Here is a 12,054-nt window from a genome sequence, read left to right as displayed (position 1 = left end):
ACTCACTCTTCCGCCCCCTCACTTCTTTGCTGTTGCTGGCTACAGTTTCGGCCCGAACCGCCGTAGCCATTCCGCCATAAAGTTCTTGCGAAATTTTTCGCCGGGCGCGATTGCCAGCACGGTTTGGCGCAGCTGGCAGTAACGCCGCGCAAGCCGCTGCGAGGGGGAATCGGCATACTGGGCGGCAAGCACCAGCAGCCGGATGCATTGGTGGTTCAGCGTCACCGAGACATCATGCAGGGAACGGCTTTTGATTGCACTGGCCACCACCTCCAACCCATCAAGATCGCCAATGCGGTAAAAGTATTTGGCTTTGATCCGCAGCAGCGGTGGGATGAAGGGTGAGTTCGGTTCAAGATAGCGTTCCATTGCCAGAAGCGCGTCCATAATCTCACGGTGGTTCCCAAGCTCCGGCTGGTACAACCGGTATCGCGCCTGATATGCTCGCGCCGATGCCAGCTGATACTCCAACCCCGCCTTCCTGTTGTGGCAAATCAACTCCTCAATCAGCTGCGGAATCCCTTGCAAACGGTGGCTGGAAAAAAGGATGCCGATCCGCATCGTCATCATCCGGTGATACTGCACTGGGGTGCTTCCCATCACGCTCATGGCCTGGGCAAAGCAATCGCTGGCGGTCTCCAAGTCATCCTCGTTCAACGCCTTCATGCCGGTAGAATAGGCTTGGTATCCCTGCTCCTGTTCGGCAGTGATTGCCGCATCGCTCATAAACGAGTAGCCCTTGTCGGCAAGCTGCAAGAAGACCTCGACGCGCCGGTTCCATGCCTCCATCATCGTTCCCCAATCGTCGTGCAAACGGTGGTACTCGGCCTCGACGGTCAGCTTCATGTACTCAATCATCGGCTGGTGGTCGCGAAGGAACCACAGCCCCCGCAACTGCTCGATCTCCGCTTGCCATTCGGCAAGTTCTTCCTCGGTTCGTTTTGTGCGCAAGTCGCGGTGCAAAGCGGCCCGCAGGAAGTTCATGTAGCCATGCAGCACCACCCTGGCAAGCTGGTCGGCATCCTGCTGGCGGCTGTTGAGTGTGGCGGTTTCCGGCGCAGCGACTTTGTGGAGGATGCGCAAGTACAGGGAATGATTTTGGGCAACAAAAAACTCATCGTGGAAACCGGTGCGAAGCTCGGCAATGTTGTGGCGCAGCAACTGCTCGGCATCGTGCCAACGGCCATGCTGGTGCAGCGCGCGGGCTTGGTAGTAGCGAAGCTCCATGGGGGAAAGGGCAACCGCAACCGGCGCAGATAGTTGGCGCGATCCGAACTCACTCAGCTTTTTCCCCAAGCTGTCGTTCAGCCGCAGCAGCGCGGTGTAGGCTTTGCGGAACTCGGCGGGGGTCTGGTGCGCGCCGTACAGCTGCGCCACGGCTTGGCGATGCTCGAACGGTTGTTCCTGGGCGATTAATTGCTGGTAGAAGTCGAACAACATCTGCTGTTTCGACCCCGCCGCCAATGCCGCACCCGCTTCCCGGCGCTGGTCGGGAGCAAGACTGAGCAGTAATTGGATGACCGAATGTGGAGACACAGCACCGAACCGTTTTGGAAGAAACCCCTTGCGTAGCTACGCGAATGTATCAAAATGCTGATTCCAATGAACGCCGATTAGCTTTTTTTTGGAGCCACGGATTCCGCTTGGCCAATTCAAGAGAGGGGTCCGCCATGTATCACACACACAAAAGGATGAGACGATGAACACGAACGACACACACCGGATGAAGATTCTGCTGGCAACAATCGCGATGCTGCTGTTCGCGGTATCCTTGCCGGCAACAGCGCAACCGACGTACAAAGCCAGACTGGAGCTGGGAAAAAATCAAGCAGGAAAAGTGCTGGAGTATTTCTCCGGCAAACGGATGCCCAACGGCAACATCCGCTACGATGCCACAATTGACGGGCGGAAACGGGTGGTGATCTACAAACTTTCGCGCCAAGACCGGGCGCTCAGCGTCAGCATTGACGATGGAGCCGGAGGGGGGGCAATGGAGTATCGGGTACGCCCGATTGCAGAACCGGGCGGGACTGCATTCGTTTATCAAAAAATTGAGTGGGCAATTCTGGCAGGAGGCAATGTTATCGGCCAAACCACCAGCGATAAAAACAGCAAGGATGTGCTGATATACTCGAAATAAAGTAGTTTGCGAAAAAGGGATGATGGGGTTACGTTAGGGAAAAGATAGTAGTCATTGAATAGATAGAGGGAAGAGATGATAGAACTTACGGAGGAATTACGGACACAACTGCGGAAATTGCAGCGAATGGAGAAAGAAGCGTCGGTATGTGAAGATCACGACGCTGCTGATGCTTGACGGGGGATTTAGCGTTGGCGAGACGGCCTTTGCGTTGGGTGTTGATAATTCGACGATATATCGGTATGCCGAAGGGTATCGAGCATCAAAGAGCTTTGAGGATTACATAGAAGACAAGTATGTGGCTATGGTGGGAAGCTGAGCGGTGAACAGGCATCAGCTGTATCGAAGGAACTGGAGGGACATCTGCATCATACATCGAAGGAGGTAGTGGAGTTGGTGTGCGAGCGTTATGGTGTGCGATATACGGAGAGCGGGATGGTAGCATTGCTGAAGCGTCTGGGCTTTGTGTACAAGAAGACGAGTCTGGTCTGCCGAAGGGGAATCGAGCGGAGCAGGAGGAATTTCTTGAACGTCTGGCGGGATTGCTTGCTGATAGGGGTGAAGGCGAGGAAGGTGGGGTAGTGTATTTCAGTGATGCGGTGCATCCTCAGCACAACACACGGAGCAGTTACGGGTGGATCAAGTCGGGGAGTCGGTATGAAGTGCGATCGAACACGGGTCGGGAACGTGTGAACATCAACGCGGCATTGAACGCGCATGATGTGGGAGATGTGGAGGTGGTGGAAAGCGAGCGGGTGGATAGTGAATCAACGATTGAGTTGTATGCAGCCTTAGAGCGGAAGCATCCGAGTGGAAGGATCAGAGTGATTTGCGACAACGCGAGATACTATCGGAGTCGTCGTTTGCGGGAGTGGTTATCATCATCGCGAATAGAGCAGGTATTTTTGCCGAGTTACTCACCGAATTTGAATTTAATTGAGCGATTATGGAAATACATGAGGAAGAAGGTAATAGACAGGAGGTATTATGAAACGAAGGATGAATTTCGTGGAGCTATCCGAAGATTTTTCAACGATATTGAGGAGTACCGCCCAGAGTTAGAGAGACTTCTAACCCTGAATTTCCACGTGCTCTGATTTTCGCAAACCTCTTTGCAGTGAGTATAACCTTGAACCCGGGCGCCAGCTACGATGCCTACTCCATGGACGTACTACTCCATTTGCCAAGCGAAATTGCGGCACTTGACCCGGGCCAACTTGTTGATGGCGGCGGCACTCCGGAAGCCCAATCGGCAGGAAGTATTTTCAAAAAACTGCTGGACATTTTGATTGGCGGAGTGAAGTATCAACGTGATTGCCAAACAACCAAAGTGAAGGTCTGCAAATGCTTGGCAGCGTGTGCTCAGGCACCGAACACTCCTCCCGGCAATTGTTCTTGCAGCGATTGCTGTGGCATTTGCTGCAGCGGCGAATGCACCATCACCGAGGAAGAACAACGGAATTGCAGCGCGACGGTCAGCGTCGGAAAAACGAATTAGCGATTACTCAGGATCGGTACACACACACATCACACAGCAAAGGGGCTACCGTTTATCGGTAGCCCCTTTTCCATAATTATGCTTGGCACTTTCCTGCTATTCCCTTCCCTTGCTACCCCTTTCCCTTGCTACCCCTTCAGCACCTGGATATCCTCGGCCCGCAGTTGCTCGCGGATTTGTTTAATCAGCGAGGTCTGCACCGGGTTTGCGTCGCGCAGGCGTGCGTAGCAGTGGATGGCAAGCGTCACCCCGGCACTGTCCCCCTGGACCACTTGAACATTGGGGCGGGGGATTTCCAGGATTTGGTCGTTGGTGATAAACAGCCGCTGGATCAACTGCTGGGCGCGGGTGATCTCAACATTTTCGCCAATCGTCACCTTCAGCTCAATCCGAACATACTCATGCACGCTTCGGTTTTTAATCACCCCGCTGAAAATGGTGCTGTTGGGAACAAACGCCCTGACGTTATCGGGCATATCAATCATTGTGGAAAAGATGCCAATCTCGATCACCGTTCCGGTAACGCCGCTTACCTCCACCTCATCCCCCGCCTTGAACGGGCGGAACATCAGCAGCATAAACCCAGCCGCAAAATTGGAAAGCGACCCCTGCAACGCCAACCCGATTGCAAGCCCAGCAGCCCCCAGCACCGTCACCAACGAGGTGGTTTCGATGCCGAACACCCCAAGCAGAACAAGGATCAGAATCACCCACAACAGGATGCGCGCCGCGCTGCTGCTGTACCGCCGCACCGTGGGGTCGTGCACGGTCCGTTTTAGCGCGCTGGTGATTACCGACATCATCAGCTTCATCAGCAAGATGCCGATGATAAGAACGATGATTGCCGCAATGAACTTCAGCCCAAAATCCAACAACGAGAACTCCAACTTCTCGCCAAGTAACGTCCGTTTTAGATAGACCAGCGTGCTGTCCATGTACCCTGAGTAAGGTGTGCCGTGAAGGAAATAAACGGCACGAAAATACACCCCAACACCCCAGTCGAAGCAGCAACGGGTGTGTGGAACTGTCAAGCCTGGCGATTACGCCGCTGCTGTGTCGGTCAATAAGAAGAAACCGAAGTTGCCGATAAGCCATGTATTTTGCCGGCCATGAACTTCGGATAAACTTCAAGCAACAACCGTATCCCATACCGCCAATGCAGCCAAACCACCTGCCGCTATTTATCAATGGCCACTACACCAACGCTTCGTCGGGCCAGACCTTCAACGACATCAGCCCCGTTGATGGGCGATTGGTTGCCACCGTGGCCCAAGCCGATGCCAGCGATGTTGACCGCGCCGTGCAAGCCGCCAAACAAGCACTCCATGGAGCTTGGGGGAAGATGGGCGTTGGGGAACGCTGCGACCTTCTGGCACGCGTGGCCGACCGGATCATGGAACGGTTCGATGAGTTCCTTGCCGCAGAAATCAACGACACCGGGAAGCCCGTTGGCTGGGCCTGCAACGTTGATATCCCCCGCGGCGCGGCGAACTTCCGAATCTTCGCCAACCTTGTGCGGAACCTTCCCACCGAATCGTTCCAAACCGACACCGACGACGGACGCGGCGCGCTGAACTACGCGCTTCGCTCCCCCGTTGGCGTTGTTGGCGTGATCTGCCCCTGGAACCTTCCACTGCTGCTGATGACCTGGAAGGTTGCCCCCGCGCTTGCCTGCGGCAACACCGTTGTGGTGAAACCAAGCGAGGAAACCCCCGCCACCGCCACACTGCTTGGCCACGTGATGAACGAAGTTGGAATCCCCCCGGGCGTGTACAACGTGGTTCACGGGTTTGGCCCCGGTTCGGCGGGTGAGGCCATCACGCTCCACCCTGACATCTCCGCCATCACCTTCACCGGGGAAAGCCGCACGGGGCAATCTATCATGCGGGCGGCGGCGGCAAATGTGAAGCATCTATCGTTCGAGCTTGGCGGCAAAAATCCCGCCATCATCTTTGCCGATGCCGACTTCGAGGCGGCGGTGAAAGGGACCGCACGGTCCACCTTCGCCAACTGTGGCCAGGTCTGCCTTTGCTCCGAACGCGTCTATGTGGAACGCCCCATCTACGAACGATTTGTTGAGGCCCTGCAGCGCGAAGCCGAAAACCTGAAGTATGGCGACCCCATGGACCCCGCCACAACCATCGGCCCGTTGATCTCGAACGTCCACCGGGAGAAGGTCCTCAGTTACTACCAACTGGCACGGGAAGAAGGGGCAACGGTCATCACCGGCGGCGGCGTTCCCGACGTTGGGGAAGCCTACGCTGGCGGAGCGTGGGTCCAGCCCACCATCTGGACCGGGCTGCCCGAAAGCGCGCGCTGCATCCGCGAGGAAATTTTTGGACCGGTCTGCCACGTCCAACCGTTCGACAGCGACGAGGAAGCCGTGGCAATGGCCAACGACAGCCAGTACGGGCTGTGCGCCGCCGTTTGGACCCAACATCTAACGCGCGCCCATTGGCTGGGGAAGCAATTGGAGGCGGGGATGATTTGGGTGAACACCTGGTTCCTTCGCGATTTGCGCACCCCGTTCGGCGGCGTAAAACTTAGCGGGATTGGGCGCGAAGGGGGAATCCATTCGGTGAATTTCTACAGCGAAATGAAAAACGTCTGCGTGAAACTGTGATCCCCAACGCCCCCATGCCAGACCACGCCACCAACGCCCCGAACACCGAGTACTTCCTGCTTGGCGACGGGCGCATCACCGCCGCGGTGCAATGGAGCCGCGACCCCTCCCTTTCGCCGATTGGGCTGCTGTTGTGGGATGCCGAACGGATGACCCGCAAAGAAGGGACATGGCTGTTCCACCCCGAGCTTGGGTTGCAACGCACCATGCTGACCGTTGTGGTTGATGGAGTGCGCCACCGCCCAACCCACCAAACCGTCCGCGTGGAATGGCAGCTGCGCCGCCGGCCCGAAGTTGTTGCCACGTGGCAAGCCGGCGCGCTGAGCGTGACCGAGCGGTTCTACGTCCAAAACCCTTCCTCCAACCTGGTCAGGGAAGTCTCCATTGCCCCCGCCGAAGGCTTGGCGGCGGCAGTGCAGATCGAGGCGGCATTGTACGCCAACCCTTTGCTGTTCGATGAGTTCGGCATTCTTCCCGGCAACCTGCTTCATGCCGAAGGATACGCCGTGCTCCACCTGTTTGCGGTGCCGTCGGGAAGCGCGTTCGAGCGGTTCATCACCGTTCCCTGCAAGCCCGATGCTTCCGGCATTTGCGCAACCTTCATCTACTCATTGGAAGCGGTTGGAATGGCCGAGCGGGAAGGATTCGGGGAGGGGGATCGCGAGATTGTTGAGGAATCGCCCGCGGCGGATGATCTTTCCGGAAGCAGCCTTGCCGCGCAACTGAAACGCCAGTATTTCATTGCCCGCAACGGGCTGCGCGCCGCGGTAAGCCGCACCGGGAAGTTCGACGCATCAATCTGGCAGTATGGATACGAGTGGGGGATGGATGCCGCAATGGTTGCCACCGCCGCCGCCACCAGCGGGCGGTTTGCGTTGGCGCGGCAGCTTCTGCGGAACATCTTCGGGCGGCTATCCAACAGCGAAGGGATGATCGCCGAGTCAAGCCGATTTCGCGGCGGTGAGCTTTCCGAACTGAACGGAAACGGCGCGGTGCTGGACGCTATCTGGCACTACTGGCGATGGACCGGCGACACCGATCTGCTCCGGCTGTGGTGGCATCGCATCCGCGCCATTGCGGACTATCCGCTCCGCCCGGAATATCAGCACGAAAGCGGCTTGCTGCAAGGTCGCCGCGACCTTTGGGAACGGCTTCCGTGGATGGGCGTTCAGCCGGGGTTTGACATCAGCCACCAGGTTTTTTGCGCCGTTGGGCTGGTCCACATTGCCGAGCTTGCCCAGCACCTTGGCCATCACGACGATGCCCAGCGGTGGCACGCCGCCGGCAACCGAATCCGCGAAGCGATGCTTGGCCACCCGCAGTATCGGCTGGTTCACGAAGGGCGGATTATCCACCGCCGCTTGGCCGACGGCACGCCCGCTGAAACCATGCGCCCGGACCCAACATGGAATCACCCCGATTACGCCCCCCTACCTTCCCACGCCAGGAACCTCCACCGGCCCGATTGCCGCACCCCCTTGCACCCCCGACGCAGTGGAGGCCCTGCCGATTATCTACGGGCTGATCCCCCCAAACAGCAGCCTTGCGATGGAGACGTTGCAGAGTTTGGAGCAGCTGTGGGACCAGAATGGATGCGGGGGATATGGCCGAAGCACCGTTGCTTCCGACCCCGACTCCCCCGGGCCATGGGCCTTTGCAACCGCCTTCATTGCCTCGGCTGAAATTGAAGCCGGAGCAACCGAACGCGCCGAACGTTCGCTGCGGTGGCTGCTGGAAAAAGCCGGGGCGGGCGGGGCTTGGTTTGAGTATTATGGCCCGCGCCAAACGCCGCCATTTCCGCCGGTGGGGATTATCGTTTGGGGCTGGGCGCAGTTCATTATCCTGATGGTGCGCCACCTGTTGGGGGCAAGCATCGAGGGGGATTGGCTGGTGATCTCCCCAAAAATTTCCGGCATTCAACACACCCTTCGCGTGGGCGCGGGGACCATCGCAATCACCATCCGCGGGAAGGGTGCCGCCATGCTTGATGGCCAGCAGATTGCTGTTGAAAATGGCGGGGTGAAAATCCCGCTGCCGCTGAATGTGGGCCACACGTTGGAGTTCATGGAATTCGGGCAATGCCATTCTTTACCATCGTTATGAACCATCAGCTTTCGGCGTTCCGAATCTTCCTTCTGTGCGTTGCTTTTCTTCTTGCCCCAGCCGTTGCAATGCCGCAATCGCAGTCACAGTTGCAGCCGCAATGGACGCTGTACGCCGTTGTGCTGGGCAACCAGGACTCGATTGTTGGAAGCAGCACGCTTGGGAGCGGGTTGTTCCGCAGCGTTGATGCTGGGCAGACCTGGGACCACCTTGGCCCGCGCAATCTGAAAGCCTACTCGATGGATGCGGTGGACCGTTCGGGGGGGCAGATTCTGTTTATCGCTGCGGGGAACGGGGTGCATAAATCCACCGACTACGGGAAAACCTGGCGCATCACCACCAGCTGGCAAATGACCGAGGTGATGGACCTGAAGGTCTCCCAAGAACATCCGCAATGGGTCTTCGCCGCAACAGCATGGGGGTTGTGGCGGTCCAGCGACGGCGGCGAAACATGGCATAACCCGAAAGGGAAATTGCAGAAACGGTACATCTACCGGCTGGCTTGGGAGGGAAGCACCCTGATTGCCGAAGAAGCCTCCACCGGAAACTCCATCCGCTACCGCTCCGGCGACCAGGGCGAATCGTGGACCGAACCGAATTACGGATCCGCCGCCGCCAGCCCCGGCGATTACTTCTACCAGCCCAGCACCCCCGGGTCCATCACCCCCCCGGCGAATTACTACGTTGGGTTCAACGGGGTGCAGCAGTACCGCGCCGACTCCGCCGCGCCGCATTGGGCCGACATCACCGCCAACCTTCCCACACGCCGGGTCCACGCGCTGCTGGCAATCCCGCAAACCGGAACTCTTCTTGCCGGAACCTTCGGGCGGGGGCTATGGAGGAAAGAACTTGGCGACACCGCTTGGCAGCAATCCGGGTTGGGGAACGCGCAGGTCTGGAGCCTTGTGGCAAAGCCCAGAAATCTTGCGCCAGCAGGTGAGGTTTCCCGGGGCAAGCAAGCGGGCCGTGGAAAGAAGTTGGATGTTAGAACTTCCGCCGCGCCATCCTCAAAAAGGCTTTCTCAATCCATCAACATTCGGCGTTCGGCGGTTGCCGATTCCGCGCTGCACCAGATTGCACGGAACAACGCGCTGAACTTCCAGTTCGTTGCCGCAAAACTGATGACCGGAACCGACACCGCGCTGGCATGGCGGCAGCTTGACACACTGCTGCGCCAACCCAAAGGGGATATTTTTTGGATGTATCCCGCCACCGGTTTCTACTTCTACTGCCGCCACCTTCTAAGCCAGCAATGGCGGGACCGTTTCCGCCAAACGTGGGGACGCTACACCCCCTACCGTGGCGACACGGAGAACCATTTCCTGATGTACTATTCCTCGCTTCTCCTCTTCAGCCAGAATGGCCCGATCTTCCCGGAAGCCAATGGTTCAATGGGAAAAGCTCGCGCCAGATTCGTGCCGAGGCAACGGAGTATCTGCGCCACTGGATTGATGAAACCGCCACCAAAGGGATGACCGAATGGGACTCGCCACGGTATCACTACTACTACATGGCTCCGCTCCTTCTGCTGCAAGATTTTGCGGGCGACCAATCGCTCCGCCGCCGCTGCGGGATGATGCTGGAGTTCCTGCTGGCCGATGCCGCAACGGAGTATCTGGGCGGCAGCTACTGCGGCGCGCACTCCCGCGATGGCGAAAGCTCCACGCTGAACCCACGGGCTGCCGAGATGAACGGCTACATCAATTTCTACCTTCGCGACACCGTGCCGATTCCGTTTGCTGACTTGGCGTTTGCAGCAATCAGCCCGTTCCGTCCGCCGGAAATTATTCGGGAGATATTGGACCGGCGGGACCTTCCGTTCGTGCATCGTGAGGTGCACCGCTCGCGTGGGAAGATGCGGTTCAGCACCGAAGCCTTCACCCCCGTGGCCAAGCAGACGTTCATCAACCGCGACTACGCCATTGGCTCGATGCAAGGGGGGATTCAATCCCCAATCCAGCAACACACGTGGGACGTGACGTTTGCCGCCAACCGCCCAAACAACACCATCGTTGGGCTGAACCCGTACGCCTCGGCCCAGGAGCTTGGAACGTTTTTCCCGGAGGAGCCGGACCTGATGTTGGAGAATATCGGGACCACCAAAGCGGGCTACCGCAGCCCCGACAAATGGATTGGCGGGTCGCCATTCGAGCAGGTTTGGCAGCACCGTGGGACGCTGATTGCGCACTATCACATCCCGCCCGAAGCAACCTATCCCCACGTTGACCTTTTCTTCCCGAACTCCCTTGACACCTTGATTCGCCGCGACCCCAGCGGCTGGATTATCTGCCGGATGGAAGGGGGAATGGTGGGGGTGTGGCCGTTTGATTCATCGGGAACTTGGAGCCAGCTGCCAGCGGGGTCCCGGTATCGTTCCGGCAAGGGCTACGTGGTGGAGACCGCAAGCGGGAAGGAGATGGAGTTTGCCGATTTTATCGAGCGATTACGCCAGCGAAGGCCAAGCCCGAACAGCTACACGACCATCCACAGTGAGCAACTTACGCTGCAACAGCAACGCGACGGAAGCACGGAGTTATTGGTAAACGGAGCCGCCGCGCCCGCAATCCGCAAGGGGCTTCGGATGGAGGGGCCATTTCTTGAATGCACCACCAACGGAGTGGTGACGCTGCGCGCAGGGGCGCACCCGGGGGCAGCGGTGAGGGTGTTAGATTTTTCGCGTGGCCGCCGCTGACGCGTGCAGGGCTTTTTCCTGGGCCGGGCAATCAAGCCAGCCTGAATTTTTTCAGCATACTTCCAGCAACCGAATGCGGTATCTGTTGATTGTTATCGGCGCGATCGCCTTGCTTGCCGCAGGGGTGGTGATCTACGAAACCGCCACCAGCGACCGCACCATCTCGCGCCTTCTGTTCGGGGCCGGGACGGAGCCAGTGCCGGTTGCGGACCTCCCTTCCGATTCCCGCCATTTCAGCTTCCGCGCCGCAGCCGGCAGCGTGGTGAATATTCAGTTTGAGCAAGCGGAGATTCGGGTCCTGCGTGGCGTAACCGCCAGCATTGGTGTGGACCTGTTTGTGGAAGGGGATGCGGTGGGATTCGGGCGGGTGCGGGCCGATGCCACGCAGGACCCCAGCGGGAATGTTCACGTGGCGGCCTATCCAGTGGGGTCGCCGCTTACCGCCGGAAGCATCACCATCCTGATTACGCTTCCCGACAGCACAACGTTGGAGGCCAAAGGAAAAGCCGGAAGGCTTACGGTGGATGGAGTGGTTGGGGAAGTGCGGTTCGCCACGGAACGCTGCGCCACCGCCGTGCGGGACCTGCGCGGGACCGTTGCCGGAACGGATACCTCAGGAACCATCACCCTTGAGCGGCTGACCGGCAACGGCAGCTTTGCGCTGGCCGGATCGGCACTGCACGCCGCCATGAATGATGGAAACCTACGTGGATTTGGAGAAGGTGAGGTCCAGATTGAGGAGCATTTCGGCATGGTGAATATCCAGCTGCGGCGGGGGAACATTGCGGCCGCGCTGCGCCAAACAACGGACACCTGCCGGCTGCTGACTCAAGCGGGAAATATCGAGCTTCGCTTGCCCGGCGCGCTGCTTCCATCGCTTGACGCGCTCCCCCGCGCCATTGGCATTCCCGATTCGCTTCCCCTTCCCGTTGCCCCGCCAATCGTTGCGCGGGCACCGCAGGGAGCTATCAGCGTTCGATAAAACAATCCCTCCTTCC

The 12,054-nt window shown here is 58.5% G+C and carries 11 protein-coding genes; 9 read left to right on the top strand and 2 right to left on the bottom strand.

What is annotated here, in order from left to right; all coding sequences use genetic code 11:
* Positions 1–39: 39 nt before the first annotated feature.
* Positions 40–1,536 (bottom strand): hypothetical protein, encoded by a 1,497-nt coding sequence (locus IPM61_10580; GenBank protein MBK8911761.1) that lies wholly within the window; start codon positions 1,534–1,536, stop codon positions 40–42.
* A 163-nt stretch (positions 1,537–1,699) separates the two neighbouring features.
* Here IPM61_10580 and IPM61_10575 point away from each other — a divergent pair, with 163 nt between their 5' ends.
* The 4 genes from IPM61_10575 to IPM61_10560 all read left to right on the top strand — a co-directional run bounded on the left by IPM61_10575 (position 1,700) and on the right by IPM61_10560 (position 3,638).
* Positions 1,700–2,140 carry a hypothetical protein gene (locus tag IPM61_10575; GenBank protein MBK8911760.1) on the top strand — a complete coding sequence of 147 codons (441 nt, stop codon included), beginning with the start codon at positions 1,700–1,702 and terminating at the stop codon, positions 2,138–2,140.
* A 148-nt stretch (positions 2,141–2,288) separates the two neighbouring features.
* Positions 2,289–2,459, top strand: a complete 171-nt coding sequence (locus tag IPM61_10570) for a hypothetical protein (GenBank protein ID MBK8911759.1) — start codon at positions 2,289–2,291, stop codon at positions 2,457–2,459.
* A gap of 79 nt (positions 2,460–2,538) precedes the next feature.
* A complete protein-coding gene (locus tag IPM61_10565) occupies positions 2,539–3,237 on the top strand; it encodes an IS630 family transposase (protein ID MBK8911758.1) in 699 nt (232 codons plus the stop codon).
* Between the two features lie 20 nt (positions 3,238–3,257).
* Complete coding sequence (locus tag IPM61_10560) at positions 3,258–3,638, top strand: hypothetical protein (GenBank protein ID MBK8911757.1); 381 nt, start codon at positions 3,258–3,260, stop codon at positions 3,636–3,638.
* Between the two features lie 128 nt (positions 3,639–3,766).
* Here the strand turns inward: IPM61_10560 and IPM61_10555 are convergent, their stop codons facing one another.
* Positions 3,767–4,573 carry a mechanosensitive ion channel family protein gene (locus tag IPM61_10555; GenBank protein ID MBK8911756.1) on the bottom strand — a complete coding sequence of 269 codons (807 nt, stop codon included), beginning with the start codon at positions 4,571–4,573 and terminating at the stop codon, positions 3,767–3,769.
* 221 nt (positions 4,574–4,794) lie between these two features.
* Here IPM61_10555 and IPM61_10550 point away from each other — a divergent pair, with 221 nt between their 5' ends.
* The 5 genes from IPM61_10550 (at position 4,795) to IPM61_10530 (ending at position 12,038) form a co-directional block, all read left to right on the top strand.
* Positions 4,795–6,261 (top strand): 2-hydroxymuconic semialdehyde dehydrogenase, encoded by a 1,467-nt coding sequence (locus IPM61_10550; GenBank protein MBK8911755.1) that lies wholly within the window; start codon positions 4,795–4,797, stop codon positions 6,259–6,261.
* A gap of 14 nt (positions 6,262–6,275) precedes the next feature.
* Entirely contained in the window at positions 6,276–7,943 is a 1,668-nt protein-coding gene (locus IPM61_10545; protein MBK8911754.1) for a hypothetical protein, read from the top strand.
* A gap of 417 nt (positions 7,944–8,360) precedes the next feature.
* A complete protein-coding gene (locus IPM61_10540) occupies positions 8,361–9,839 on the top strand; it encodes a hypothetical protein (protein MBK8911753.1) in 1,479 nt (492 codons plus the stop codon).
* Positions 9,836–11,056 (top strand): hypothetical protein, encoded by a 1,221-nt coding sequence (locus tag IPM61_10535; protein MBK8911752.1) that lies wholly within the window; start codon positions 9,836–9,838, stop codon positions 11,054–11,056. The genes IPM61_10540 and IPM61_10535 overlap by 4 nt, the downstream gene beginning before the upstream one ends.
* A gap of 73 nt (positions 11,057–11,129) precedes the next feature.
* Complete coding sequence (locus IPM61_10530; protein ID MBK8911751.1) at positions 11,130–12,038, top strand: hypothetical protein; 909 nt, start codon at positions 11,130–11,132, stop codon at positions 12,036–12,038.
* Positions 12,039–12,054 lie beyond the last annotated feature (16 nt).

The organism is Chlorobiota bacterium (assembly GCA_016710285.1).
Lineage (GTDB): Bacteria > Bacteroidota > Ignavibacteria > OLB7 > OLB7 > OLB7.
This window is presented reverse-complemented; position numbering and strand designations above follow the sequence as displayed.